Here is a 26976-nt window from a genome sequence, read left to right on the forward strand (position 1 = left end):
GAGGTTTGTAGCTGTCGAAGCCGCGCTCACTCGCGGACGGCCGCTCGCCGGCGTGTCTCACCGCGTCGATCCAGCAGCCTCGAGAGGACGGTTCGTTCGGCCCGCCGGAGCAACAGCGAGGCGGAACTCTCCGCAATACCCAGTTCGTCGGCGACGGCCGACAGCGACGCGGTCCGGGGCACGTCGTAGTAGCCAGCGTCGACGGCGACCGCGACGGCTTCGAGCTGTCGCCGGGAGAGGGCGCCCGCGAGCGTCCCGCCGCGGCGGTCGTACGTTCCGATCTCGTCGACCGTCACGGCGATCTCGTCGGGGAGCGCCTCGAGAAACCGCGCGGCGTCGTCGCCGTCGCCGACGAGCGTGAGCCCCATCGTCCCCCGCTCGTCGAACCGGATCGGCGGCACGACGACGAGTTCCAGCTCCGCGAACGCGCCCCGCCACGTGGTCGTCTCCGGGCGCGTCTCCTCGCGGACGGAGACGTGGAAGGCGTCGGCGTCGATCGGGGCGATGGCGTACTCCCGGATCGTGTCGATCTCCTCGAGTGCCTCGCGGTACCGTTCGCGGTCGCCCTCGACGTAGAACAGGACGTGCTCTCCGTCCGACGCCCCGTCGAGGTTCCAGGCACGCAGTTCCTCGTACCACGGCGCGTCGTCGTGCCGGATGAACGCCTGCATCGGGTGGCACAGCCGGTCGGGGAGTCGCAGCCAGACCTCGAGGTACTTCATCGCTCGAGTCGAAGCATCACCGTCCAGATACAAAAACGGGCTAGGTGTCTAGACGAAACGTCGAAGCGGCTCTCGAACCCACGAGAGGGTATGACCACGGAGCCGCTCACCGACGAGGGTCACGACGAGCGGTCGGTCGACGCAGCCGACGGCTCGAACGGTGCCATCCCGCCAGGTCCCGACGGCTATCCGGTCGTCGGCAACGTCCACCAGATCATGCGCGACCCGTTCGGCTTCCTCGAGGAGCTTCGGACCTACGGCGACGTCGTTCGGTACCGGATCGTCGGCAACGACGTCACGGCGCTGCTCCACCCTGCCGACGTCCAGCGGGTGCTCGTCGAGGAACCCGATCGGTTCGAGCGCTACCTCTTCGCCGACCGGGGGTTCGACTTCGCGCCCGAGGGCGTCCTGTTCACCCACGGCGACCAGTGGCGCAGCCAGCGCAAGGTCGTAGAACCCGCGTTCACGATGGAGCGGATTCGGTCGTACGCCGAGCCGATGAGCGCCTACGCCGAGGAGCTGGCTGCGACGTGGGACGACGGCGAAGAGGTCGCGCTGAACCGGACGTTCTCGAGGCTGACCCTGCGAATCCTCACGAAGGCGCTGTTCGACGTCGAGGTCGACCCTGGGTCGGACGACGAGGCGATCACCCGGGCGGCGCGGCTCATCAACGAACAGAGTAGCTCCCGGAGCTTCGCCGCGTTCCTGCCGCGGTGGCTCCCCACGCCGGGGAACCGCCGCTACCGGCGGGCGATGGCCGCCTACCGCGAGCGCGTCGACGACCTGATCGACCGACGCCGCGGCGACGGCGGCGACGATCTGCTGTCGAACCTCCTCCACGCGGAGACCCCCGACGGCGAGACGCTGACGGACGAGGAGGTCCGGGACAACCTGATCACGTTCACCTTCGCCGGCCACGAGACGACGTCGCTCGCGCTCACTTACACGTTCGTGCTGCTCGCCACGCACGACGACGTCCGGGCCCGACTCGAGGCCGAACTCGAGGACGTCCTCGACGGCTCGACGCCCGGTTTCGAAGACGTCCCCGCACTCGAGTACACCGACCGGGTGGTCACCGAGGCGATGCGGCTCTACCCGCCGGCGTACATGCTCTTCCGGAAGGCGACCGAAGACGCCGTCGTCGGCGGCTACGAGCTCCCAGAAGGGAGCATCGTCGCGCTGCCCACCTACGCGATCCACCACGACGGGCGGTTCTACGACGAGCCCGACGCGTTCCGCCCGGAGCGCTGGGCCGACGGCTACGAGGCCGAGCTGCCGGAGTACGCCTACTTCCCCTTCGGCGGCGGCCCTCGCCACTGTATCGGCATGCGATTCGCGCGCCTCGAGCTCGCGCTGGTCGTCGCGACGCTGGTCCAGCGCCTCGAGTTCGACCTCCTGAGCGACCCCGAGCCGGCGCTCTCGCCTGGCGCGACGCTGCAGCCGGCGTCGGACGTTCGGGTGCGGGTGCGAAAAGACGGATAAAACGGCTCGCTTCGCTCGCCGTTTTCAGTCCGAGGCCGCGAGCGCCGTCCCACCGGCGGCGATGCGCTCTTCCGCGTAGGCGTCTGCGGCCTCGATCGGCGTAATCCCACGGTCCTCAGCACGCTCGAACAGGTCGAGCAGCCGGTCGCCGATCCGGTCGGCGTCGGCGAGCGCCTCGTCCATCGTGCCGCCGCGGTACTCCGTCGCGACCGTGATCAGTCCGCCGGCGTTGAGGACGTAGTCGGGAGCGTAGAGGATGCCGCGCTCGCGGAGCTGCTCGGCGTGGGCGCGATCCTCGAGAATGTTGTTCGCGCCGCCGGCGACGACGTCGCACTCGAGCTGGGGCACCGTCTCGTCGTTCACGACGCCGCCGATCGCACACGGCGAGAAGACGTCACAGGGTTCCTCGTAAACGTTCTCGGGCGGGACGACCCCGACGTCGTGGGCGGCGGCGAACGCCTCGACGGCGGCTTCGTCGACGTCGCTCACCTTCACCGTCGCGCCGGCCTCGAGTGCGCGTTCGGCGAGACCGCTCCCAACCTTGCCGAGTCCCTGGACCAGGACGGTTCGGTCGGAGAGGTCGTCGGTGCCGTAGGCGGTCTCCACGCTGGCGCGTACGCCGGCGAAGACTCCGCGGGAGGTCACCGGTGAGGGGTCGCCGAGGCCGTCGCTGGTGCCGGTGACGTGGTCGGTCTCCCCCGCGATGACGTCCATGTCGTCGACGCCCGTGTTCACGTCGACGCTCGTGACGTAGGCTCCCCCGAGACGGTCGACGAACCGGCCGTAGGCGGCCATCATCGCCTCGGACTTCTCGGCCGGATCGGCGACGATCACCGCCTTCCCCCCGCCGAGCTCGAGGTCCGCCGCGGCTGCCTTGTACGTCATCGCCCGGGAGAGGCGGAGCACGTCCCGGAGCGCCGCCGCCTCGGTCTCGTAGGGCATGAGTCGCGTGCCGCCGAGTCCCGGCCCGAGCGTCGTGTCGTGGAGCGCGACGATCGCTCGCAACCCGGAGGCCTCGTCGACGACGTGCGTTACCTGTTCGTGTCCCCCCTCGAGCATCTCGGCGTGTACCATGTGGCAATATTTGCGAGGGCGGTGTAAATACGCTACCCATTTTCTCGCCGAGTCGAGCACCGACGTCGAAACACCGACCGCACGCTGCTCAGGCGATCCGTTCGATCCGATCCTCGAGGTCGAGCGACGGCGCTTCGTCGGGGGTGAGCCCGTAGACGGCATCGAGCAGGTTGATCCGGTAGCTCGCCGGACCGTTGTGGGGGAGCTCGGCCGCGCGCTCACCGGCGAGTCCGTAGGCGAGCGTGGCGTGGAGGGCGGCGATGCGGTCGTCCTCGAGTGCGCCACAGAACGACGCGACCGAGGCACCGAGCATGCAGCCGGTGCCGACGACGTCGCCCAGCAGCTCGTGGCCCGCGGAGACGCGGTAGGCGGCGTCGGGTCCCGCCACGACGTCCTCGACGCCGGAGGCGACGACGGCCGCGCCCGTGGCAGCCGCGAGCGAGCGCGCCGTCTCGCCGATCTCCGCGTACTCGCCGACGGATTCGACGCCTTTCACCTCCGCCTCGGCGCCCGCCAGATGGCTGATCTCGCCGTAGTTGCCCTTGATGGCCGCAACGTCGACCTCCGAGAGGAGGCTGGCCTGGACCTCGTCGCGAGTCGGCGTCGCGCCCGCGCCGACGGGATCGAGGACGACCGGAACGCCGTGATCGTTGGCCGCTCGCCCGGCCTCGTGGAGCGCCTCGATATTTCGGTCGCTCATCCGACCGGTGTTGAGCAGGACGGCGCCGGCCAGTTCGACCATCTCGCCCGCATCGCCGGGCGCGTCGGCCATCACCGGCAGCGCCCCCCAGTGGAGGGTGAGGTTCGCCAAGTCGTTTTTCGTCACTTCGTTGGTGAGCTGCTGCACGAGCGGCTGGCGCTCCCGGATCGCTTCCAGGGAGCTCGCGAGCGTCTCGCCGGTGACTGCGGTCGGATCAGTCATGGGAGACCTCCTTCGCGAGCGCGGCAGTTGCCCCTTTCGGGTCGTCCGCGGCCGTAATCTCGCTGATGACCGCCACGCCCGTCGCACCCGCCTCCACGACCGACGCGGCGTTCGCCGCGGTGATGCCACCGATACCGATCACCGGAATGTCGACCGCCTCGGCGACCGCGCGGACGCGCTCGAGGCCGATCCCATTTTGCTCGTCGTCGACGTCTTTCTTCGAGGTGGTACCGTACACCGCACCGACGCCGAGGTAGTCCGCGCCGTCGGCCTGGGCCCGCCGCGCCTCCTCGGGGTCCGCCGTCGAGTAGCCGATCACGGCTTCGGGGCCGAGCAGCTCCCGGGCGGCGGCGACCGGCAGGTCCGAGGCGCCGAGGTGGACGCCGTCGGCGTCGATCGCCAGCGCGACGTCGACCCGGTCGTTCACGAGCAGGTCGACGCCGGCGTCGGCGGTGAGCTCGCGCAGCTCGCGGCCGCGTTCGTACCGCCACCGAGCGTCGGTCTCCTTCTCGCGCAGCTGGACGACGTCGATCCCGCCGTCGATCGCCGCGCGAACGATCTCGGGCGTCGATCGGCCCGCCGAGAGCGACTCCTGGGTGACGAGGTAGGTCCGCCAATCCGGACGATTCATGGGTGGTACTTCCTGGGAGTCGGGAAAGGCCCTTCGGTCACGGCCGGTCGGGTCGAGACGCCGGCCGGAGACTACGTCACGAGGCTGTGATAACTCACTTATACGAGACTCACCAATCGAGGAGCTATCGATGGAACCGACGGCGACGACACAGCCGCTCGTCCGTTGTGAAAACGTGACGAAAGAGTACGGCGGCACAGCGGGCACCCCACTCGTTCGCGCGGTGGCGGGGGTGTCGCTGCGCGTCCCACAGACGGGGATCCTCGGCCTCGCCGGTCCGAGCGGATCGGGAAAATCTACCTTGCTCCACCTGCTCGCGGTGCTCGACCAGCCGACCGACGGTCGGGTGGTGTTCGACGGGGTCGACACCGGAAGCCTTTCGGCCAGCGAACGAGCACGACTCCGACTCGAGTCGGTCGGGATGGTGTTTCAGGGGTTTCACCTCCTACCCTCGCTGAGCGCCCGGGCGAACGTCGCCGTGCCACTCGTCGAGGCCGGGTGGGGAAAACGGCGGCGTCGCGAGCGCGCAACGCAGCTGCTCGAACGGGTTGGACTCGGGGATCGACTCGACCACCGGCCGGGACAACTCAGCGGGGGTGAGCGCCAGCGCGTGGCGATCGCTCGCGCACTCGCGGCCGATCCACGTCTCATCATCGCCGACGAGCCGACCGGCGAACTCGACACCGAGACGGGCGCGGTCGTCCTCGACGTCTTCGAGGAGCTCGCCGACGAGCGAATAGTCGTCCTGGCCTCTCACGACGACTGGGCGCTCGCACGAGCCGATCGGGTCATCAGATTGCAAGACGGAAAGCGTCTCGATGCATGAGTGGCCGACGCGCTCGCTGGGGTGGCCTGTTCGCCATCGCGACTGACCGGCTCGCCTACCAGCTTCGTTCGTGGGGTGCGTGGGCGAGCGTCCTCGCGGTCGCCGTCGCGATCTGTCTGATGCTCACCGTCGGCGCCGTCGCGCTCGGCCTGGCGACGGCGGATGAGATCGACAGCACCAACGCCGACTACCGGCTCGACGCCGGAAACGCGGCGGGCACGGCCGTCGTCTCGACGGATCGGCCACGGCTAGGCTCGGTCCACGAGGCCGCGAGCGCCCTCCACGACCACGAGACGGTCGACGGCGCGACGCCAGTCCTCTCGCGCGTCTTGCGCGTCGAGTCGGCCGACGACAGCGAGTACGCGATCGTGACCGGCACGGTCGCCGGCATGGGAGTCGACGACGTCTACGGCGTCGAGACGACTGGGTTGACCGACGGAGATCCCGCCCACGACGGCGACGAGCCGACCGGGGAGGCCGTCCTCTCTACGGGAGCGGCCGAACTGCTCGGCGTCGAGGCCGGCGACGAACTCGTCGTCTCGAACGACCTGACCGTCACCGTCGAAGCCGTCGCCGACACCGGGACGCCCACGGGCCGGCTCCCGATCGTCGTCGTGCAACTGAGCGAACTCCAGGCGGTGACCGGGGCCGACGAGGGCGACCGCGCCGACGCCATCCTCGTCGCGGGCGGCTCGGATGCCGAACCGGTGCTCGAGTCGCTGTACGACGAGGCCGAGGTCACCGACCTGTCGACGCTCGGGGTCGCGGCGGCGAGCGACGACGGACAGGCGCTGGCGATGGCCGTCGCCGCGTTCGTGGTCGGAACCGCCATCGGAACGCTCTTCACCGCGACGACGATGGGCATGGTCGTCGCCGCCGACCGTCCGGCGTTCGCGACGCTCGCCGCGATCGGCGTCTCCTGGCGCTCGCGCTCGCTGATCGTCGCGATCCAGACCTGCGCGCTCACGCTCCTGGGCGGCCTGCTGGGGACGGGCACAGCCGCGGCGGTGATCGCCGTCCTGAACCGCCTCGTCGCGCCGTCGGTCGGCCTCGGCCCGATCGCCGAAACGACCGGCCTCCTGTGGGTCGCTGGCCCCACCGTTGCCCTCCTCATCGGCCTGCTCACCGTGCCGTACCTGCTCGCCGTCTCCGCGTTCGGTTCGACGGTCGAGGTGATGCGCGGATGAGTCGCTTCCGTGGTGCCGTCGGCCTCGGCCTCCGTGGGGTCGGCTACCGCCGTGAACGGACCCTCCTGGCGATCGCCGGAGTCGCCCTGGCCGTCCTCTCGATCACGCTGCTGGCCGGCGTCGGCGTCGGCGTTCTGGAGACCGGCGAAGAGTCGTTCGACAGCGCCGACCGCGATCTCTGGATCGACGGCGGCCCGATCGCGCTCTCGCCGGCCGACGTCGGTGGCGTTCGACCGACGCTCACGGACGCCCATCAAACGGCAGACGAGATCGCCGCCCACGACGACGTCTCCGCGGCGGTCCCGATGGGCTTCCAGACGGTCTTCGTCGGCACCGACGAGGACGACTTCGACCGACTGCTCGCCGTCGGCGTCAGCGGCGGCGGAAGCGCCCTGTCACTCCAGGAGGGCGAGGGGTTCTCGGATTCCGATACGCACTACGCCAACGGCACCTACGGCGGCCCGATGAGCCACGAGGTCATCGTCGATCCCGAAACCGCCGCCCGGTACGACCTCGAGGTCGGCGATCAGCTCCACGTCGGCGGCACCACCAGCAACGCCCGCGCCAACGAGTTTACCGTCGTCGGCATCTCCTCCTCGCTCGATGAGTTTACCGGCGGGGAGACGGTCGTGCTCTACCTCAGCGAACTCCAGACGCTAACCGGGACCAGCGGCACCGACGAGGCGACGTTCATCACAGTGACTGTCGAGGACGATGCGGACGTCGCGGCCGTACAGGCAGAGCTCCAGGAAACCTACCCGGAACTCGACGTCCGAACGAACCGCGAACAACTCGAGGAGATTCTCGGTGATCAGCTCCTCGTCATCGCAGCCGGCATCACACTCGCCGTTCTGGCCGTCACCGGCGGCGCAGTGTTGCTGGTGACGCTGCTCACGCTCTCGATTCACCACCAGCGCCAGGAGTTCGCCGCCCTGCGAGCGATCGGCGTCTCGCGCTCGACGATCGCGACGATCGCCGCGACGCAGGGGTTCAGTTACGCGCTCCTCGGCGGCATCGTCGGCGTCCTGGCGACGCCGGTGTGTGCAGCAGCGCTCGATGCGCTCGCCTCCGAACTCACGGGCTTCGACGACCTCGTGCGAGTCGATACGACGATCCTCCTCGTCGGGTTCGGACTGGCGACGACGATCGGCGTCGTTGCCGGGCTGTACGCCGCCTGGCGCGTGACTCGAGTGCCGGCCCTGCACGTCCTCACGCGGTAGCGAGCCGTCACCGCGTTCGGAGCGCGTACGCCAGGACGCTGGCGAGTGCGAGCACGGTCAGCGCGACGAACGGCAGTCCGACGTCGTCAGCCCCGGATTCGTCGGGGTCGCTCGAGTGCTCGTCCGGGAGGTTCGGATCCAGCGCGTCGTCACCGTCGGCTTCGCCGCCTGCGGACTCGGTGCGTTCCTGGCCGACGTCGTCGTCCGTGGTGGCTCCTTCGTCGGTGGCTTCGGTTTCGCGTTCGCTATCGCCGTCGTCACCAGCGCCTTCGTCGCCGGCTCCCTCGCTCCCATCACCGTCGGTCCGGTCCGATTCGTCGTTGCTCTCGTCGCTGTCCCCACCGTTCCCATCGTTTCCGCCATCGCGCTCGTCGCTTCCACCAGTTCGCTCGTCGCCATCGCCCTCGTCACCATCGCCCTCGCCACCATCGCTCTCGTCGCCTTCGTCGCCATCACCCTCGTCGCCCTCGTCACCATCGCCTTCGTCGCCATCACCCTCGTCGCCCTCGTCACCATCGCCTTCGTCGCCATCACCCTCGTCGCCCTCGTCACCATCGCCTTCGTCGCCATCACCCTCGTCGCCCTCGTCACCATCGCCTTCGTCGCCATCACCCTCGTCGCCCTCGTCACCATCGCCTTCGTCGCCATCACCCTCGTCGCCTTCGTCGCCATCACCCTCGTCACCCTCGTCACCATCGCCTTCGTCGCCATCACCCTCGTCACCCTCGTCACCATCACCCTCGTCGCCATCGCCCTCGTCGCCCTCGTCGCCCTCGTCGCCATCACCCTCGTCGCCCTCGTCACCATCACCCTCGTCGCCATCGCCTTCGTCGCCCTCGTCACCATCGCCTTCGTCACCGTCACCCTCGTCGACCGCTACCAGCTCGGCGTCGACCGTTTTCGTCTCCTCAGAGACGACAGTCACCGTCTCGAGCGCCGACTCGTATCCGTCTGCGTCCCACTCGAGGTCGTACTCGCCGGCTTCGAGTTCCTCGAGGAGGTACGTGCCGTCGTCGTCGGTCGTCGTGGCGTCGATCGACTCGCCGGACGCAGACAGCGTGACGTCCACAGCCGGGATCGGGTCGCCGGTCTCTCGGTCCGCGACCGTTCCCGCGAGGGCGCCGTCAGGCTCCTCCGTCGGCTCGACGACGGCGACGCCGTGTCTGTCGCTCACGCCGACCGGGATCGGTTCGTCGGAGCCCTCAACCGCCACCGCGTACGCGTCGTACGCGCCGTTCTCGAGCGAGTCGACGTCGAACGTCGCGACGTAAGTGTTGCTCCCCTCAGAATCAGCCTCGATCCGCGTCTCGTCGCCCCCGTTGGCGAGCACGAGTTCGACGCTGTCTGGGGCCCCATCGGCTGCCGACGGCACCACGGTGATCTCGATCTCGGCCGTCTCGTCGGTCGGAAGTTCGTCGGGGATCGCGACGTCGAAGTCGTATCCGGAGACGACCACCGGTTTGATCGCCTCGAGTGAGCCATCCTGAACGACGCCGAGGCTGTACGTTCCAGCGCCCTCCAGGGCGGCGGCGTCGAAGTCGTGTGTCTGGGTGCCCTCCCCTCTACTGAAGTCGACGATCTCTTCGTCCGCGTTGTACAGGTTCGTCGAGTAGACGTCGTCGTTCGGTGCCGTCACGTCGACGGGGACGGACTCGGATTCGTCGACGACGATGACCGACGACACCTCGAACTCGGTCCCGTCGGCGGTTACCGTCCGCGGTGGAACGTCGACGGTCTGTCCATCGTCTCCACTGATCACAAAGTCGCCGCCTGCCGCCGTCACGCCGCCAGCGACACCGACCGAAAGAACCGCCGCCAGCACGACCACGACGAGGAGGTGTGCAGCGGCAACTCGAGTTTCCATACCGATCCGGTACGGCAGACGGGGACCTAAAACTGACGGGATCGTGACTGTCGATTAATCGCTGTGGTTGCGTGTAAAATAAAGGACGAATCGTATCGCGTCCGGCTACTCGAGCGTCTCGACGATCTCGAAGGACGCGTCGACTGCATCGCCGACCGTGTCGATAGCCTGTGACTCCCCGTCACTGACGTCGCCGTCGAACTCGACCAGTGCGGCCGTGAACGTGTACTCGCCGGTCTGGGCTTCGTCGCCAGCGGTAACCGTTACCTCGGCGAGTTGCTCGCCGTCGGCGGCGTTGAGGTGGTCGCCGGAGACCGTCTCGTCGAGGTAAAAGACGCCGTCGTCGACGTTATCCTCGACGACCTCGGTCGCGCTGATACCCAGCTCAGGGATGAAGACGCTCTCGACTTGGAAGTCGTCTTCGGCGCCGATGTCGACGGGTTCGCCGTCGGGGTCCTCGGTTGACAGCTGGATGGCGAACTCGGCGTCCTCGGCGAAGTCGCCGTTGACTTCGAGTCCCACATCACGCTCGTAGGTCTCGCCCTGTTCGAACTCCTCACCCTCGATCTCGCTGAGGTCGAAGTCGGCCTCGAGTGCCTCGACGATCTCGAAGGTCGCGCTGGCTTCCTCGTCGATCGTGCGGACGGCCTGTGACGTCTCGTCCCCGTCGTCGTCGAACTCGACGAGCGCGGCCGTGAACGTGTACTCGCCGGTCTGGGCTTCGTCGCCGGCGGTGACGGTCACTTCGGCGAGCTGCTCGCCGTCGGCGGCAGTGAGCTGTTCGCCGGTCACCGTCTCGTCGAGGTAGAAGACGCCGTCGTCGACGTTGTCCTCGACGACCTCGGTGGCGTCGATGGCCAGGCCGGGGATGAAGACGCTCTCGACCTCGAAGTCGTCTTCGGCGCCGATGTCGACGAGCTCGCCGTCGGGGTCCTCGGTGGACAGCTGGATGGTGAACTCGGCGTCCTCGGCAAACTCGCCGTTGACCTCGAGTCCGGCCTCACGCTCGTAGGTCTCGCCCTGTTCGAACTCCTCGCCCTCGAGTTCGCCGAGGTCGAACGTGGCTTCACCAGGTTCGGCCTCTGCCTCGAGTTCGAAGTCGACGCCCTCGATGGTCTCGTCCTCGTCGACGGGAACGGTCGCCAGTTTGGAGTCCTGGTAGCCGTCGGCGGTTGCGCGGATCGTGTGTTCGCCGGGCTCGACGGCAAGCGCGTACGTGCCGTCGGCGTCGGTCGTGGTGAGGACGTTGTCGAACCGGTCGACGATCTCAGCACCCTCGATCGGGTCGCCCGCAGCATCGGTGACGGTGCCCTCGATGGTGCCGTCCTCGCGGTCGACGTCGAGCGCGAAGTCGAGCGTGACCGTCTCGCCTTCCTCGACATCGACGGACTCGTCAGCGGTCGCGCCCTCGTACTCGACCCCGACGGAGTAGGCACCGGGTTCGTCGATTTCAATCGTGTAGACGCCGTCTGCGTCAGTCGTCACCGGCTCGTCAACGGACTGGGCACCGAGGTATTTGGTCTCCTCAGCTGAGACGGTCGCGCCCTCGATGGGTTCATTCTCGTGTTCGTCCGTCACGACACCGGTGATCTCCTGGGTGACCTCGACGGGGTCGCCGCTTCGCCACGCGTCGATCACGTCGCGCAGAAGGTTGGTGTCGATCTCACCGCTGCGCCAGTGATCGATCGCCTCACGCAGGCCGTCGGTTTCGACTACGCCGGTGTCGTCGTCGGCGTAGTCGGCCAGTGTCTTTTCGTCGTCGGTACCGTCGTCTGCGACTGCGCTTCCGGCCATCCCGATCCCTCCGATCGCGAAGACGGAGAGGACCATCAGGGCTGCCAGGAAGACAGCGCGAATTTGTTCTACGTTAGTTGTCATTAGATGTGTTCGATTTGTATCGGCTTTCGCTCGAAACGGCTCGTACGCCGCTCGACTGCGTGCATTTCGCACTCGTATACGCACTCATTACTATCTGGAATCGTTACGGGTCACAGGTGGCCCAACACAAGACAACAACATATAATTTCCGGAGCTCGCCACATATTAGTTTAGTTTCATTGAGAAAAGCAAACATTCAGGATGAGTGTGGCCCGAGACGGGACAGTCGCCGTCGGCTCGCCGAGGATCACTCCACAGTGACGCTCTTGGCGAGGTTCCGCGGTTTGTCGATCGACCGGTCAAGCCGGTGTGCGACCCAGTAGGAGACGAGCTGGAGCTGGACGTTCGCGAGAATCGCCCCGGCGAGTTCGTCGCCAGCGGGCACCTCGAGGACGTGGTCGGCGTAGCGTTCGATGTCAGTCTGGCCGTCGGTGACGGCGACGACGGGAGCGCCGCGGGCTTCGACCTCCTTGACGTTGCCAACGGTCTTGCGGGCGCGTTCGCCGTCACCGACGACGACGGCGAACACCGGCGTGTTGTCGGTGACGAGCGCCAGCGGGCCGTGTTTCAGCTCGCCGGCGGCGAAGCCCTCGGCGTGTTTGTACGTGATCTCTTTCAGCTTCAGCGCCCCCTCGAGCGCGACGGGGTACTGTGGCCCTCGGCCGATGAAGAAGTAGGCGTCGGCGTCCTCGTAGGCCTCGGCGACCTCGCGGGCAGTGGAGGTGTCGAGGACGGTCTGGATGCCGTCGGGGACGTCCCGGAGCGCGCGGACGACGTCGCCGGCGTCGGTTTCGCTCAGCGCACACGCGAGCATCGTCAGCGCCGCCTGCTGGCTCGCGAAGGACTTGGTCGCGGCGACGCCGATTTCGGGCCCGGCACGGATGTAGAGGACGTGGTCGGCCTCCCGGGCGGCCGAGCTACCGACGACGTTCGTGACGCCGACGGTCGTCGCGCCGGCGGCGTTGGCCTCCCGCAAGGCGCGCATCGTGTCGGCCGTCTCGCCGCTCTGGGTGACCGCGACGACGAGCGAGTCCGGCCCGACGGGGCGCTCGGCGGCGGTGTACTCACTGGCCAGGTAGGGCCGCGCCGGGACGCCCCGGGACTCGAGCAGTCCCGCGCCGAACATCGCCGCGTGATAGGAGGTGCCACAGGCGACGAACTGGACGGGGCCCTCCCACTCGAGGGCGGGCAGCTCCTCGAGGGTGATCGAGCGCTCGAGTTCGTTCACGCGGCCGCGGAGACACTCCCGCAGCGCCGACGGCTGTTCGTGGATCTCCTTGAGCATGTAGTGGTCGTAGCCGCTCTTGCCGGCGTCTTCGGCATCCCACTCGATCGTCTCGACGGTCGTCTCGACGACCCGGCCGTCGGCGTCGGTGACGGTGACCGTCTCGGGGGTGAGCGTGGCGAACTCGCCGTCGTCGACGTAGATCACCCGGTCGGTGTAGCGGATGAACGCCGGGACGTCGCTCGCGAGGTAGTGGCCGTCGTCGCCGAGCCCGAGCACGAGCGGCGACTCGTTTCGGGCGGCGTAGATGGTCTCTTCGCCCTCGAAGACCGCCGCGATCGCGTAACTGCCCTCGAGGCGACCGATCGCCCGCCGAAACGCGTCCTCCCGGTCGAGGCCCGCCTCGAGGAACGCTGCGATCAGGTGCGGGACGACCTCGGTGTCGGTGTCGCTCTCGAACGTGACGCCGCCGTCGGCGAGCTCCTCGCGCAGGGGCTGGTAGTTCTCGATGATGCCGTTGTGGACGACGGCGACCCGGCCGTCGGCGTCGGTGTGGGGGTGGGCGTTGCGATCCGACGGCGGGCCGTGCGTGCTCCAGCGAGTGTGGCCGATGCCGACCGCGTCGCCCGCGAGCGCTTCGCCCTCGAGCGCCGACTCGAGCGCCGAGAGCTCGCCTTCTTTCTTGCGGACGGCGATCGACCCGTTGGCGAGTGCGATGCCTGCAGAGTCGTAGCCGCGGTACTCGAGCCCCGAGAGCCCCTCGAGTAAGACGTCGAGGGCGTCGTGCTCTTCGGTTTCGCCGACGTAGCCGATGATCCCACACATCAGCCACGCACCTCCACGTCCGCCGCGACGGTGCCACGGACGGTCGAGCCGGCGTGGACGACGGCACTCGAGCCGACGACCGCCCCCGGCGCGTACGTGACGCCGCCCTCGTCGGTGACGCGGTCGGCGAGCACCGCCCCGAGCCGGCGGTTCCGATGGACGGTGCCCTCGATCTGGACGTCGCCGGGGCCGCCGACGACCGTCGAGCCCGCGCCGATGCGGACCCCGCGGCCGGTGACGCAGTCGCGAAGCGAGACGGTCGGCCCGAGGCGGGTGTCGGCGTCGACGGCGCTCCCCTCGACGACGGCGTTCGCGCCGACGGTGACGTTCTCCCCGAGGCAGGTGCCGGGCCCGACCACGGCGCCGGGGCCGACCACGCAGTCCTCGGCGACGACGACGGGCTCGACGAGCGTCGCCGTCTCGTGGACACGCGCCGAGTCGGCGACCTGCGTGTCGGCGAAGCCGTGTTCGAAAGCGGCGTCGGCCAGCGCCAGCAGGTCCCACGGGTAGGTCGCGTCGACCCAGACGCCCTCGGAGACGACGCCCGTGACCGTCGCCCCCGAGTCGAGCAGCGCCGAGAGGCCGTCGGTAAGCGAGTGTTCGCCCGCGCGCGGCTCGGCCGCCCGGATCGTCTCGAAGACGTCGGGCTCGAGCGCGTAGACGCCGGCGTTCAGCAGGTAGTTGCGGTCGTCGCGCGGGCGCTCGACGATCTCGTCGACGGTGCCGTCGTCGTCGAGGAGGACGCCGCCGTACTCGCTGACGTCGCGGCGGTGGATCAGCCCGAGCGTGGCGTCGCCGTCGTGGCCCGCGAGCACGTCGCTGACGATCCGGCGATCGACCAGCTGGTCGCCGTTGACGACGAGACACGGGCCGTCGACGGCGTCGGCGGCCTGGAGGAGCGCGTGGCCGCTCCCGAGCTGTTTCTCCTGGGTGACGTAGCGGATCGGCACGTTCCGGTAGGTCGGTCCGAAGTGCGACTGGACGCGCTCGCGGCCGTAACCGACGACGACGGTGAGATCGGTGATTCCGGCCTCGAGCAACTCGTCGAAGACGCACTCGAGGACCGGCCTCGTCGCCACCGGCAGCATCGGCTTCGGTCGGTGTCGCGTCAGCGGCCGCAGCCGACTTCCCTCCCCCGCTGCGAGGACGATCGCGGAGTAATTCTCCATGGATACTGAGACAATTCTGTACCAGCGTTATTCTTTCGGATCGGTATTTCCACCCAGCCGAACGGAGGACGACGGCCCCAGACGAGCGTTCGCGGCCCTCTCGACGCCACCACCAGTGAACGACCGGTCGCACTCGAGGGAGTGCGACCGGTCGCCGTTGTCTCAGTCGGCGTCCGCGGGCGCCTCGACGTCGACCCAGAGGTGGACGCTGTACTCGGTGTCGTCCATCGATGGCTCCTCGGGCACCTCGTCGACGTAGAGCAGCCAGACGAGCCGGACGTCCTCGCCGACGAGCGTCGGCTCGAGGGCGTGGCTGTGGAGCCACGACTCGTTGTGCGCGAGGCGGGGTGAGTATCGGTCGAGCTCGCGCTGTTGCTCGACGACCGTCTCGTTGCCCGCGTGGGTGACTTCCTGCTCGAGGACCACCACGGTGTAGTCGACGGTGTCGTGTTCGTGGTTGTCGACGCCGACGACGATCTCCTGGGGCTGCCCGAGTTCGAACTCGGTCGGGTAGTTCGCGGCGACGCGGTCGCCGTCGTCGTCCTCGGTCAGGATGTAGATCGCCGAGAACTGTTCGCCCTGGGGCGGGACGACGATGGCGAAGGTGAGGGTGCCGACTGCGAGCAGGATCGAGAGCACGAGCAAGACGTTCAGGACGCCGTCGAGGCGGGTCTCCGGTTCGAGCAGTTCCGCGCGGCCCGCCTCGAGCCAGTCGCGGTAGGGGACCTGGAACCGCTCGTCGGCGGGGAGCTGCCGTCGCCGGACGGCGGCGACGGCGGTCGTCGCGACGGTGAAGGCGGTGACGGCGACCATGATCGGGGTGAGGCGGATGCCCCAGGGAGTGAAGTTGAGCACGAGCCCGAGCAGCGGGACGATCGCGATGCTCAGCCCGAAGGAGAGTGCGACGCGCTCGATGCCGTCGATGCCCGACCGGTCCGCGAGCGCCCAGAACGCGTCGGCTGACTCCTCGGCGTCGGGGTCGTCCTCGGCGTCGGGGTCGGATTCCTCGAGGTCGTCGGCCGTCGGCGACTCGCCCGCCTCGGGGAACAGCGCCGCGATGAACGCGTAGCCAGGGATGAAGAGAACGAAGACGAGCCCGAGCGGGATCCGCAGCACCGTCTCGCGGATGAGCGGGGCGAAGACGGCGACGTTCACGAGCGCCGTCCAGACGAGGACGGCCGCGAGGTCCGCCGGCAGCTGCCGAATCGGTCGCGGCAGGAGCAGCCGAAGCGAATCCCTATCGGCCATGTACCGATCGGTTGCCCCGTCGCGGGTAACAGTCTGTCGATCGATCGGATCGCCGGGGGAAGGTGTGCAGGGCCGGCGCGTCGGTGGCGGTCGTCGCAGGCTTCCCAGCGGTCGCGGCCAGCGCTCGAGTGGCGGCCGTTGCAGGCTTCCCAGCGGTCGCGGCCAGCGCTCGAGTGACGGTCGGCGGCTCCCCGACGACCACCGTCGCGTCGCGGTCAGTCATCGGCCACCTCGGCCGTCGCGCTGGGCTCGAGGCCACAGAGGCGGTGTACCCGCTCGAGGACGGACGCCGCCTCGCCCTCGGGGACCGCCTCGGGCGTGAACGTCGCGCGCTCGTAGGCCTCGGTCACCGCCCTGAGGTCGTCGCCGTCCTGGCCACGGTAGCGCCCGTAGAACTCCCAGTGGGTCAGCGTCCGATCGTCGTCGACCTCCCGGCGGAGCGTCCGTCGAACGGCGGCGTACCCTGTTTGGATCGCCGTGTTCGGCCGGCCGTCCACCAGGTACTCGGCCGCCCGGCTGGCCAGCGGCTCCGGCGTCGTCGGGGAACTCGACTCGTCCCCGTCACCGCCGTCGTCCGGGCGAACGTCGGTGGCGTCGGTCGCCGGCTCCGGTGCCCGGCGTCGCCGGTACCACCAGCCGCCGCCGGCGACGAGCGCGAGTCCCACGAGCACCGTGGCGCCAGCGAGCCAGCCCGACCACGCCGTGGTCGGCGCCGACGAGCCGGTCGCTGGCGACTCGAGGGGCGCGCTCGTGCTGGCTTCGGCCGGGGCCAGATTCGTTCCACGCCCGTCGAATGTCGCGGCGAGTGTGACCGCCTCGTCGGCGTCGGCCGGGACGTGCACCGTCGCCTCGAACGCCCCGTCGGGGCCCGTCGTCGCCGTCGCGACGTGGGCGCCGTCGACGGCGAGTTCGATCGGCTGGTCGGGGACGCCGTCGCCGTCTACGGTCTCGAGCGTCCCGCTCACCTCGAGGTCGTCGTCTCCCGGCGCGTGGTCGATCGAGAGTGCGGTCTCGGTCTCGTGCACCGTGATCGGCGTCGTCTCGGTGGTCGCGGCGAGCGCCCGTTCGTCGAACGGAAGCCGGGCGGTGAGCTCGTGTTCGCCGTCGGGGATCGTCGCGGGCGTCTCGACGGCCCCGTCGAACGAGCCGTTCGTCACCCGGACGTCGCCGAGGCGGACGTCGCCGGCGGCCACCTCGAGAGCCACCCCGTCGACCGGGACGTCGTCGACGGCCAGCTCACCCGAGACATTGATCGACTCGCCGTAGGCGGTGTCGGCGGTGGCGTCGTCGATCGTCACCGTCGGCTCGACCTGGTCGATCGAGACGGGAACCGTCGTCTCGCCGCCGAGGTACGCCGACGTCCGATCCGGGCGGTATCGAACGTCGAGGGCCGTCGTCGAGAGCGGCTCGTCGACCGGCCGGTACCGGAACGCGAACGTGCCCGCGTCGTCGGTGTGGACCGTCCGGGCGTCGCCGGCGACCTCGAGGGTGAGCGACTGGTTCGCAACGGGGGTGCCGTCGGCGGTCGTCAGCGTGGCGGTCGCCTCGAGGGGCGTCAGAAACGAGATCGATTCGACAGCGTCGACGGTGAGCTCGGTCTCCTCGAACTGTTCGAGCCGGATCACCGTCTGTTCGTCCTGGACCCGCTGGTTCGTCTCGGTCGTCGCCTCGACGCTCTCGGAGAAGTCGACGCCGGTCGCCTCGTCGAGGCGCTCGAAGTGGATCACGATACTGTCGCTGAGCGCTTCGATCTCCGCGGCGAGCGCCTCGAGCTCTCTCGCGAGCTCCCTCGCGAGCTCCTCGTCGCCCTCGTTCACGGCGTCCTCGTAGGCGTCGCGGGTCTCGTCGAACGCCTCGAGCAGGTCGATGAGTTGCGCCTGTTCGTCGCGGACCTCCTCGAACCGCTCGTCGGGGGTGGGCTCGTCGTCGGCCTCGTCCTCGTCGTCGGCCGTCTCGTAGTTCCCCGTCTCGCCGTCGACCTCGACGAGCTGGGCGAACCGGCCGCGGTACTCCTCGTCGATCAGCTGGCGGGCGGCGTCGTACTCGCCCTGGCTCAACTCGAGCGTGCTCTCGCCCAGCTGGCTCCCGAGTTCGCGCTCGAGCCAGCGCTGGACGCCGTCGAGGTCGCCGGTTTCGCCGTACTCCTCGGGGTGCTGGTGGCGGACGGTCTCGTTGGCGGCGTCGTCCTCGGTCGCCGCGGCGATGCCGGTCGTGGCTCGCTCTGCGTCCCCGACGACGACCGCCCCGCTCGCGAGGAGGGCGAGACAGCCGACGAGGAGCGCCCCCAGTACGAGTCGGCGACCGACAGTGTTCACACAGGCGACTGGTCGTTGGGTGGTAAAAAGCGTTCACTTCTCCGGGCGAAGCGGGAGCGATCAATAGCTTAAACACGTCACTGGCTAACCACAGGATGTGTACGCCACACGCCGACTGTGGGCGGGGTTCGTCCTCGTCGCCGCCCTCACCGCGTTCGCTGCCGTGCTCGAGCGACCACTGCTGGTCGCCGGCGCGGCCCTGCTCGGCGCGTGGCTCCTCGCACAGCAGGTGGCGTTCGTCGTCGAACTCGCACGCGTACGCGAGGCGCTCTCGGTCGACCAGGACGTCGAACGCCGCGGGGTCCGGACGGGCGAGACGACCGTCGCGACGCTCGAGGCCCGGCTCGATCGGCCGGCGCGGCTTCCTCTCTCGCTCGCCGGCGGGCTGCCGACGGCCACGACGGCCGAGGCGCCGCTCGCGCTCTCGCTGGCGCCAGGCGAGCGCCAGGACGCCGTCGCGACGACGGCACGCTGGCCCGTTGCCGGTCGCCATCGCTTCTCGGCGGCGACGGTGACGGTGGCGTCGCCGTACGTCGGTGAACGGTTTCCGGTCGGCCCGACGCCAGCGGTCACCGTCGCATCGCGTGGATCACGACGCGTCCACGTGGGCTCGGGCGGCACCCGCATCGCCGCCTACGGCTCCCACGACGGCGGTCAGCTCGGCTCGGGCGTCGAACCCTCGGAGCTGCGCGAGTACACGAGCAGCGACACCGTCAGACGGATCGACTGGAAGGCGACGGCCCGCCTCGGCACGCCGTACGTCCGCGAGTACGAGACCGAGACCGACCGACAGACCCTCCTCATCGTCGACGCGCGGCCCTCGACGACGGTCGGACCGCCCGGGGAGACGAAACTCGAGTACCTCCGCGACGTCGCACTCGCGATGGCCGAAGCCGCCCGACGGCAGGACGATCCGGTGGGGCTGTTGACGGTCGCCTCCGACGGGGGCTACCTCGAGCCGGCGTCCGGGCCGGGACCGTACACGGCCGTCCGCCGCCGGCTGCTCGACCTCGAGGTGGGCCGACGCGACGGCCACGCTGGTGGCCCGACGTCGGAAACGGCCGGCGACAGCCTCGCCGCCACGCTCACGCGCTCGCGACTCGGTCGCCGAAATCACCGGTCGGCGTTCGTCGACGACGATCGGTTCGCGCGAACGCTTCGCCCCTTCTACGCCGATCGCGGCTCGACCACCGTCGACTCGACCGGTCACCCGCTCCCGGACGCCGTCCGCGCGGCGCTCGGCCACTCCCGACGCCGGCTGTCGACGATCGTCTTCACCGACGACAGCCGGCCGGCCGAGCTGCACGACCTCGTGACGCTGGCGCGCCAGCGAGGCCACGAACTCACCCTCGTGCTCGCCCCGTCGGTGCTCTACGAACCCGGCGGGCTGGCCGAGCTCGATCAGGCGTACGCCCGCTACCTCGAGTTCGAGGAGCTCCGACGCGAGCTGGCGCGGGTCGACGGCGTCACCGCGCTCGAAGCCGGCCCCGGTGACCGGCTGTCGGCGGTGCTGGCCGCCGGCCGCACGCGAGGTGAGCGCCGTGGCTGAGCAGCCGCCTGCGACCGACCGCGAGCGCCCGTGGCCGGTGGTCGGCGCCCTGGTGGTGTGTACGGTCGCCCTCGGGCTGGTGGTCGGGCCGGTCGGCGCCCTCGCCGGGCTCGTGACCGCGGCGGTCTGGTACGGCCTCGGCGTGCCGTACGCGCTCGCCGCCGGCCACGTGGTGCTCGTCGCGGCCACGCCCGACCGCCTCGCGCCGTCGACGATCGTCCTCGTCGAACTCGCGTTCCTGACCCTGCCCGTCGCGTCCGTCCGCCGGACGCCCGCCCCGCTCGTCGCCGGTGGCGTCGTGATCGGCGCCGGCGCCGGCCTGGGCGCCCTCGCGTGGGCGAGCTACGCCAGCCGCGGCCCCTGGATCGCGGCGCTCGTGCTCCTGGGAACGCTCGCGCTCGTGGCCTACGGCGTCCACCGGTACGAACTCGTTCGCCTCGGGCTGGTCCCCGACGCGACCGACGAACACCCCCCAACGACCCGAAACGATCCATGAGAACGGTACGCTTCGACACGGACGACGCGGAGGAGCCGACCCCCGACGACGACACGGTGCCGGCCGACGAGCACCTCGAGCTCGCGGCCCGGGCGGAACTGCTGGCCGAAGAGAACAGCCGCCTTCGCGAGGAGTACGTCCGGGCCCGCCGGGCGCAGTACCGGAACACGGCGCTCGGGCTCGCCGGACTCGGCGTCGTCGCCGGGCTCGGCGGGCTGCTCGTTCCCGGCAGTCGCGAGGTGCTGTTCGTGCTCGCCGCCACGGGGCTGTTCGGCGGCCTCCTCACCTACTCGCTCACCCCCGGCCGGTTCGTCGCCGCCGAGGTGAGCGAACGCGTCTACGCCGGGCTGGCGGCCAACCAGGCGGCGCTCGCGGCCGAACTCGGATTGCGCGAGGAGCGCGTCTACTTCCTCGGCGAGGGCGGCGGCGTTCGGCTGTTCGTCCCGCGCCACCGCGAGTACGACCTCCCGGACGCCGACGCCGGGCCGATCGTCGCCGACGAGCGGTCACGGGGGCTGGTGCTCGAGCCGACCGGCGATCGACTGGTCCGCGAACTCGAGCGCGGCCTGCCGGGCGAGCTCGCGGGGCAGCCGGCCGCGCTCGCCGCCCAGCTCGCCGACGGACTCGTCGAACAGCTCGAACTCGCCCGGAGCGCCGAGCCCGACGTCGACCCCGAGGCGGGCCGGGTGACGGTGGCGCTCGTCGACCCCGCATTCGGCCCCGTCGACCGGTTCGATCACCCCGTCGCTTCCTTCTTTGCTGTCGGCGTCGCGACCGGCCTCGACCGGCCGATCTCCCTCGAGGTCGACCCGGGCGACGACCGAGCCGACTGGCTGGTCACCTGTCGCCTGCCGCTCGAGGAGTGAGCGCGTCGCCGTTCCGAGTCCACGGCGTTGGTCCCGATGAGACGGACGGTATTTTGCGTGTCGCTCCCCCCCTGCTAACTGCCACAACACACATTATTCATTGATTATAAATCAAAACATGTTCAGTTCAGAATCCGGAACTGATGTTGATGACGAGACAGCCATCGGTACGGCGGATTGTGCAGCGAAACAGCAAGAGACGGTCGTTCCCCGTCGTCGGTTGCTCCAGTACTCGGCCGGGAGTGCGGTTGGGCTGCTTTTGACAGGGATGACGGGCGGACAAGCGACGGCGACGACGGCATACGACTACGAACTCGAGGTCACCGTTTTGGATCCCAACACGGCCGATCTGTCCGCTGGGGACGGTGATTCGACGCTGGAGGACGGCGTTAGCGCGTCGACCTCCGTTTCCGGATCCCCAGACGGAGCGGTCCTTGACGTCAGCGGTTCGATCACCGTGTTGATTCAGAGCCCCGCCGGTGACGAGATTCCCGACTCAACGGTCGAACTCTACCACGCGGAAGACTGGACCGGTAACCCCGACACGTCCATTCCGCTCAGCGTCGAAAACACCGGTGAGGATAGCAACATCTCCACGTTCGATGGGCTGGCAGTCGGCGACTCCGCCGATCCAGATAGCCACGTCGACTACGTCATTCGTGCGGTGAACGAGGACCGCGGGTTCGTGCCTAGCACGAGTCAAGTCTCGCTCCACGACCCCGACCAGACCGGTCCGACCGAGGTTCTGACGCTCGAACACGATGAGTTCGTTGACGAGGCAGTCCTCCACAACGGGACTACGACCGAGGTTCGAATCGAAGGCCATGTATTATCACAGGATGGTGAGGACTCCTGGCCTGCCGCCGGTCAGACCGTCGAGCTCACTCTCAGCAATGACCAAGTCGGTAACCTGTACGGTACAGAAGTAGTGCTGGACGCAGACGGTATCGTGAGCACCATCTTCGAAGCAGGTCCCGAGGAGGGAGTGACAGACATCGACGCGGTGACCTGGAACGCGGAAAATGAGACGTTCGAGACGGACAGCAGTCAAAATGCTACAGTCTTCGTCTACGACACCGGCCAGATCACCGGCGACGTCATTACCGATGAGAGCGAACTGATCCCGGGGGCAGACGTGACGCTCTTTCGGGGTGACACAGCCACTAACGACTTCGATGAGGTCGTTGATAATACTATTACTGGTCCCGAAGGATCATACTCATTCGTTGGTGTCGTGACTGGTGACGATTACCAGATTGAAGCTGAATATGAGGGTGAAACGGGTGTGAGTGAACCGATTCCGGATCTCGAAGCACAGACTGTCAATAGAGACATCGTAATTGCAGGCGCCGAGTTACCGTCGGTCGAAGAGTACGCTTCCCCCAAATCAGGACGAGTAGAAACCGATGGGCTTCGGGATGCGATCGACGACTGGCGCGATGGCGACGTCGACACCGACCTCCTGCGGGACGTCATCGACTACTGGCGAAGCGGCGACCAGGTAAACTGACTCGCTCGAGTGGCGGCTCGCGTCACGACAGCGAGTGCAGACACGGGATTTTGCTCGAGGACGCCTTCGAGAGCCTTCTTCGGTGATGCCACTGTCACGGGTTCTTCACTCGCTGATGGATCGTCCTCGAAGTCCTCGCCATCGGCTACTCAAAACGGACGTCAATCTCTGGAAACGCCACGTGATCCGTTTCCCCACCCTGATTCGACCGGGCGGCCGTGAACAGCCCCTGGATCTTCAGAAGCCATTCGGACTGACGGACGTCGGTGATCGCCGCCTCCCGTTTGCGCGGGAGTAGGTCTCGAGTTGGTCGCCGAACTCGTGGCGAATCCAGACGGCGCGACCGACGAAGTTCTCGAAGACGGAACCCTCACGCCAGCGCGGAACCGCGACTGGAACGGTTTTCGAAGCCCACAGCGCGTCTGTCGACGGGTGAAAAAGCCTCGAGCGGACGAGCCCGGCGACGACCGGGCCGACTGGCTGGTCACCTGTCGCTGGGATCGCGACCACTCCTGAGCGAGACCGTTGGAGTCACGGACTGGCGATCGCCGGCGGCGGAGTCAGCGATCAGCGGTGGCCAGGTACAACGGTGCTTCTCGGTCGCCAGTATCCTCTTCGTAAATTCTGTGTGAGAACCGCTGTTTCTGTTCCGGTAGGCTATGGGTTCATAATCCAGTACCGCGAGGGTGTGGTGGGAGTTTAAAAAAAAGATGGAGCAGACCGTTCGGGGGTTTTGCCACCGATGCAATCAAGTGCAGGAACTGACGAAAACGGTGCCGTGGCAGGCAGACCTGTGCGCCGTCTGTGGCGCCAGTGTCGACGAGCCAACTCAAGAGTAGGGCGAGGACGTCAGCGAGTTATCGCCTCCACCCGGGCGCGCTCGAACCCACTCGAGTCGCTCCGTGTGGGCTGAGCGATCCGGGTTTTCACCGGAGCTTGTCCCTTCGTCGGAGCGGACAGGAAGCTCACAGCGACCCCAACCACGCCGGCGGCGTCACGTCGACGACAGTACTGGCACACCCGCAGTCGGTTCGCGGTTGTGCTGGTGGAGCAGGAGGTAGCGAGTGACGCCACCCCGTCTCACCGCGAGAAAACGGCGACGGCGTTCACGGTGCAGCGACCAGCACTGGCCCAGTCCGGGCCAGTGGCTCGCGAGTCCGGGCGTGACGATTTCGGTGGCGTCGAGCGACGCCGGGGCGCTACTGCATCCCGGGGTGCTCGACGTCGACGTCGTCGGTGCTGGCGACCGCCTCCCCGGGCGGGACGAAGCGATCGGTCTCCGCCCCCGGTGGCTCGACGGCGTCGAGGATCTCGCCGACGACGGCGGCCTGCGAGACGCCGCTCAGCTCGGCGTCGGCGGTCATCACCAGCCGATGGGCGAGGATCGGTTCGGCCAGCGCCTTCACGTCGTCGGGGATGACGTACTCGCGGCCGTGGATCGCCGCCCGGGCTTTCGCCGTGTCGACGAACGCCAGCGTCGCTCGCGGGGAGGCGCCGTGATCGACGTCCGGGTGGTCACGCGTGGCCGCCACGAGATCGAGGACGTACTCCTTGACGGCGGCTGCGACGTAGACGGCCGAGACCACGTCTCGAGCGGCGAGCAGCTCGTCGGCCGAGACCACGTCGTCGACCGCGCTGGCGTCGAGTTCGGGTGCGTCGTCGAAGCGGTCGACCAGCTCCCGTTCGGCCGTCCGGTCGGGCAGGTCGATCGTGAGCTTGAGCTGAAACCGGTCGCGCTGGGCTTCCGGCAGCTCGAAGACGCCTTCCATCTCGATCGGGTTCTGCGTCCCGACGACCAGAAACGGCTCCGGCAGCGCGAGCGTCTCCCCCTCGATGGTGACCCGGCGTTCCTCCATCGCCTCGAGCAGCGCGCTCTGGGTCTTCGGCGTCGCCCGGTTGATCTCGTCGGCGACGACGAGGTTCGCGAACACGGGCCCGCGCTTGAGTTCGAACTCCCCCGTGTGCTCGCGATAGATGTGCGTGCCCGTGATGTCCGCCGGTAAGACGTCCGGCGTCAGCTGAATCCGGGTGTACTCGAGGCCGGTCGTGCGCGCGAACAGCTCCGCGATCGTCGTCTTCGCCACGCCCGGCACGCCCTCGAGCAGGACGTGGCCGCGGGTCAAGATTGCGATCGTCAGATGCTCGACGACGTCGTCGTTGCCGACCAGGACGCGGCCCATCTCCTCGGCTAACGCGTCGAACACCGCTCGCGGCTCGCCGGCTGTGCGTCCGGCGGTCGGTGAATCGTCCCCGCTCATTCCTTCTCTGTCTCTCTCTGATCAGTTCGGTTAAATGCTCCTATCACGCGAGCGAGTCGTGCCTCGTCCCAGTCGGGGTAGCGCTCGCGGAGGACGGCGAGGCGTTGCTCCTCGGTGAGTTCGGGGACCAACGGGTCGGTCGATCCACCACCTCGGCGCTGGCGCTCACTCTCGCGTCGGCCCCGGCGACCGCGCTCGGCTCGAATTCGGGACCGCAAGCACCGGGCGCGCTCGCGGATCGGCCTCCCGCGCGGCTCGAGCAGCAGCGCGGTCGCGCCGAGGACGGCCAGTCCCACCAGCGCCTGGAGCGCGCCCGACTCCCGGAGGGTCACCGCGGCGCCGACGAGCGGCGGCACGCCCTCGCCGTGGGTGAGGTCGACTGCGACCGTCGAGCGGTCGGCGGTCAGGCCGTGGACGAACGCCGCGTTGTCCGGCTGGTCGATCATTGCGTTGATCACCACGCTCGGGTCGCCGACCGCGATCACCCGCCCGTCGCCGACTTCCTCGAGCGTGGCGACCGGATAGGTTGCCAGCTCGCTGTCGTCGTCGAGTTCGTCCGCCTCGGCGCCGAGGTAGGCGTAGTCGCTCGTGGTCACGAGCACCGTCGCCTCGCCCGGCTCGACGGCCGTGGCGTAGTTGAGCGTCAGCTGCTCGGCGTCGGCCGTCAGCGGGTGGGGCTCGACGCCGGTGGCGACCGGCATCGTCGGCCCCTGGTAGTGGTGGCGCTCGTCGCGCACCAGCTGGCCGTCGAAGCGCGCCTCGGCCCCGACGGCCGCGAGGAGCTCGTTGCCGTGGGGTTCGAAGTTCTCGAGGACGACGAGCGTCCCCCCGGCGTCGACGAACGCACGTAGCCGGTCCGCGTCGGCGTCGTCGACGGGTCCGGGGGCGACGACGAACGCCACCGTCTCGGTCGCCTCGAGGTCGTCGTACGCCGCGGGGTCGCGCAGCAAGACCGTCTCGCGGGTCGGGTCGGCGTCGACCTGCGTGCGGAACTCGCTGGTGCCGTCCCAGGCGGGGTTGTACGGCCCGAACGCCGTCGGGGAGGTGGCCGCGCCCACCCCGAGGGCGAGGACGATCACGAGCGCGAGCGCGAACAGGAGTATTCGCGGCCAGTCGAGTCGCGGACCGTCGCGGAACGCCTCGAGCCCGTTCATCGCGCGCTCACCCCCGGGGGATCGCTCGAGTGAGTCGTCGGCGCGTCGCGTCGCGTCGTCGTCGGTCGTCACAGCGGGAGCACCTCCGGGGGAAGGATCTCGAGGATGCGCCGGACGACGATCACGGCGAAGCCCGCCAGGCCGAGGCCGATGAGCCACACCAGTCGCTTGCGCCAGGCGGGGGTGACGTTAACCGGCGCCGTCAGCTCCGTGACGATCAGCAGGCCGATCAACGAGAGCACGAAAAAGAGCTCGGCGGAGAGCGCCCCCAGCGTTGCGAGCACCAGGGCCGCGGCTAGCATCCAGGCCAGCTGCCAGTGGACGAATCGCATCCGCCGTCGGGTCGCCATCTGTTCGACCCAAGCCAGGGGGAGACCGTAAATCCAGCGTCCGCCGACCGTGAACGAGCCGACGCGGAGCCGGGTGTGACTCTGTACAGGTGTCCAGTTCGAGTGCGCATTCGTCCGTCAGACGCGCCGAAATTACAGCCATATACGCGTAAACATTTCCGTTTATGACAGTGATTCCGAGAAGACCGTCCGGCGACCGCGCCGC

At 68.8% G+C, this 26976-nt stretch carries 23 protein-coding genes; 9 read left to right on the top strand and 14 right to left on the bottom strand.

Features of this window, described 5'->3' with window-relative positions; translation table 11 throughout:
• Positions 1 to 26: 26 nt before the first annotated feature.
• On the bottom strand, positions 27 to 722 hold the full coding sequence (locus NMQ09_RS20295; RefSeq protein ID WP_255192382.1) for a helix-turn-helix domain-containing protein: 696 nt from the start codon (positions 720 to 722) through the stop codon (positions 27 to 29).
• Between the two features lie 90 nt (positions 723 to 812).
• Here NMQ09_RS20295 and NMQ09_RS20300 point away from each other — a divergent pair, with 90 nt between their 5' ends.
• Positions 813 to 2204: a cytochrome P450 gene (locus tag NMQ09_RS20300; protein WP_255192383.1), complete on the top strand. Its 1392-nt coding sequence runs from the start codon at positions 813 to 815 to the stop codon at positions 2202 to 2204.
• Between the two features lie 24 nt (positions 2205 to 2228).
• Here the strand turns inward: NMQ09_RS20300 and NMQ09_RS20305 are convergent, their stop codons facing one another.
• From NMQ09_RS20305 to thiE, 3 genes are all read right to left on the bottom strand, one after another.
• Positions 2229 to 3278, bottom strand: coding sequence for a Leu/Phe/Val dehydrogenase (locus NMQ09_RS20305; protein ID WP_255192384.1), 1050 nt, complete (start codon positions 3276 to 3278; stop codon positions 2229 to 2231).
• 88 nt (positions 3279 to 3366) lie between these two features.
• Positions 3367 to 4200: a hydroxyethylthiazole kinase gene (gene thiM, locus NMQ09_RS20310; RefSeq protein ID WP_255192385.1), complete on the bottom strand. Its 834-nt coding sequence runs from the start codon at positions 4198 to 4200 to the stop codon at positions 3367 to 3369.
• Positions 4193 to 4831 carry a thiamine phosphate synthase gene (gene thiE, locus NMQ09_RS20315; RefSeq protein ID WP_255192386.1) on the bottom strand — a complete coding sequence of 213 codons (639 nt, stop codon included), beginning with the start codon at positions 4829 to 4831 and terminating at the stop codon, positions 4193 to 4195. Before thiE ends, thiM begins: the two co-directional genes overlap by 8 nt.
• A gap of 130 nt (positions 4832 to 4961) precedes the next feature.
• On the opposite strand from thiE, the gene NMQ09_RS20320 reads away from it, so the two are divergent.
• From NMQ09_RS20320 to NMQ09_RS20330, 3 genes are read left to right on the top strand one after another with little or no spacing between them, the layout of a single operon-like run.
• A complete protein-coding gene (locus NMQ09_RS20320) occupies positions 4962 to 5657 on the top strand; it encodes an ABC transporter ATP-binding protein (protein WP_255192387.1) in 696 nt (231 codons plus the stop codon).
• Positions 5654 to 6844, top strand: a complete 1191-nt coding sequence (locus NMQ09_RS20325; protein WP_255192388.1) for an ABC transporter permease family protein — start codon at positions 5654 to 5656, stop codon at positions 6842 to 6844. The genes NMQ09_RS20320 and NMQ09_RS20325 overlap by 4 nt, the downstream gene beginning before the upstream one ends.
• The gene (locus tag NMQ09_RS20330; RefSeq protein ID WP_255192389.1) at positions 6841 to 8064 is read left to right on the top strand and encodes an ABC transporter permease; all 1224 of its coding nucleotides are present in this window, start codon (positions 6841 to 6843) and stop codon (positions 8062 to 8064) included. The genes NMQ09_RS20325 and NMQ09_RS20330 overlap by 4 nt, the downstream gene beginning before the upstream one ends.
• Positions 8065 to 8071: 7 nt before the next feature.
• On the opposite strand, the gene NMQ09_RS20335 is transcribed toward NMQ09_RS20330, so the two are convergent.
• The 7 genes from NMQ09_RS20335 to NMQ09_RS20365 all read right to left on the bottom strand — a co-directional run bounded on the left by NMQ09_RS20335 (position 8072) and on the right by NMQ09_RS20365 (position 18588).
• On the bottom strand, positions 8072 to 9928 hold the full coding sequence (locus NMQ09_RS20335) for a carboxypeptidase-like regulatory domain-containing protein (RefSeq protein WP_255192390.1): 1857 nt from the start codon (positions 9926 to 9928) through the stop codon (positions 8072 to 8074).
• 105 nt (positions 9929 to 10033) lie between these two features.
• Positions 10034 to 11806 (bottom strand): carboxypeptidase regulatory-like domain-containing protein, encoded by a 1773-nt coding sequence (locus tag NMQ09_RS20340; RefSeq protein ID WP_255192391.1) that lies wholly within the window; start codon positions 11804 to 11806, stop codon positions 10034 to 10036.
• A gap of 247 nt (positions 11807 to 12053) precedes the next feature.
• Positions 12054 to 13856 (bottom strand): glutamine--fructose-6-phosphate transaminase (isomerizing), encoded by a 1803-nt coding sequence (glmS, locus tag NMQ09_RS20345; protein WP_255192392.1) that lies wholly within the window; start codon positions 13854 to 13856, stop codon positions 12054 to 12056.
• The gene (locus tag NMQ09_RS20350; protein WP_255192393.1) at positions 13856 to 15025 is read right to left on the bottom strand and encodes a sugar phosphate nucleotidyltransferase; all 1170 of its coding nucleotides are present in this window, start codon (positions 15023 to 15025) and stop codon (positions 13856 to 13858) included. The genes glmS and NMQ09_RS20350 overlap by 1 nt, the downstream gene beginning before the upstream one ends.
• A 162-nt stretch (positions 15026 to 15187) precedes the next feature.
• Positions 15188 to 16273: a DUF1616 domain-containing protein gene (locus NMQ09_RS20355; RefSeq protein ID WP_255192394.1), complete on the bottom strand. Its 1086-nt coding sequence runs from the start codon at positions 16271 to 16273 to the stop codon at positions 15188 to 15190.
• Positions 16263 to 16496 (bottom strand): hypothetical protein, encoded by a 234-nt coding sequence (locus NMQ09_RS20360; RefSeq protein WP_255192395.1) that lies wholly within the window; start codon positions 16494 to 16496, stop codon positions 16263 to 16265. Before NMQ09_RS20360 ends, NMQ09_RS20355 begins: the two co-directional genes overlap by 11 nt.
• Entirely contained in the window at positions 16489 to 18588 is a 2100-nt protein-coding gene (locus NMQ09_RS20365) for a hypothetical protein (RefSeq protein ID WP_255192396.1), read from the bottom strand. Before NMQ09_RS20365 ends, NMQ09_RS20360 begins: the two co-directional genes overlap by 8 nt.
• Before the next feature lie 97 nt (positions 18589 to 18685).
• Between NMQ09_RS20365 and NMQ09_RS20370 the strand changes: the two genes are divergently transcribed.
• From NMQ09_RS20370 to NMQ09_RS20390, 5 genes are all read left to right on the top strand, one after another.
• Positions 18686 to 20137: a DUF58 domain-containing protein gene (locus NMQ09_RS20370; protein WP_255192397.1), complete on the top strand. Its 1452-nt coding sequence runs from the start codon at positions 18686 to 18688 to the stop codon at positions 20135 to 20137.
• A complete protein-coding gene (locus NMQ09_RS20375) occupies positions 20130 to 20633 on the top strand; it encodes a DUF8163 family membrane protein (protein WP_255192398.1) in 504 nt (167 codons plus the stop codon). The genes NMQ09_RS20370 and NMQ09_RS20375 overlap by 8 nt, the downstream gene beginning before the upstream one ends.
• Positions 20630 to 21499 carry a DUF7982 domain-containing protein gene (locus NMQ09_RS20380; protein ID WP_255192399.1) on the top strand — a complete coding sequence of 290 codons (870 nt, stop codon included), beginning with the start codon at positions 20630 to 20632 and terminating at the stop codon, positions 21497 to 21499. Before NMQ09_RS20375 ends, NMQ09_RS20380 begins: the two co-directional genes overlap by 4 nt.
• A gap of 118 nt (positions 21500 to 21617) precedes the next feature.
• Positions 21618 to 23009 (top strand): carboxypeptidase-like regulatory domain-containing protein, encoded by a 1392-nt coding sequence (locus NMQ09_RS20385; protein WP_255192400.1) that lies wholly within the window; start codon positions 21618 to 21620, stop codon positions 23007 to 23009.
• A 306-nt stretch (positions 23010 to 23315) separates the two neighbouring features.
• A complete protein-coding gene (locus NMQ09_RS20390; RefSeq protein ID WP_255192401.1) occupies positions 23316 to 23525 on the top strand; it encodes a hypothetical protein in 210 nt (69 codons plus the stop codon).
• A 683-nt stretch (positions 23526 to 24208) separates the two neighbouring features.
• On the opposite strand, the gene NMQ09_RS20395 is transcribed toward NMQ09_RS20390, so the two are convergent.
• The 3 genes from NMQ09_RS20395 to NMQ09_RS20405 are packed head-to-tail and all read right to left on the bottom strand — an operon-like array spanning position 24209 to position 26771.
• Complete coding sequence (locus NMQ09_RS20395; RefSeq protein WP_255192402.1) at positions 24209 to 25267, bottom strand: AAA family ATPase; 1059 nt, start codon at positions 25265 to 25267, stop codon at positions 24209 to 24211.
• A complete protein-coding gene (locus NMQ09_RS20400) occupies positions 25264 to 26493 on the bottom strand; it encodes a DUF4350 domain-containing protein (RefSeq protein WP_425607249.1) in 1230 nt (409 codons plus the stop codon). The genes NMQ09_RS20395 and NMQ09_RS20400 overlap by 4 nt, the downstream gene beginning before the upstream one ends.
• A complete protein-coding gene (locus NMQ09_RS20405) occupies positions 26490 to 26771 on the bottom strand; it encodes a DUF8044 family membrane protein (RefSeq protein WP_255192403.1) in 282 nt (93 codons plus the stop codon). The genes NMQ09_RS20400 and NMQ09_RS20405 overlap by 4 nt, the downstream gene beginning before the upstream one ends.
• Positions 26772 to 26976: the final 205 nt, after the last annotated feature.

The sequence above is a fragment of the Natronobeatus ordinarius genome (genome assembly GCF_024362485.1).
GTDB lineage: Archaea > Halobacteriota > Halobacteria > Halobacteriales > Natrialbaceae > Natronobeatus > Natronobeatus ordinarius.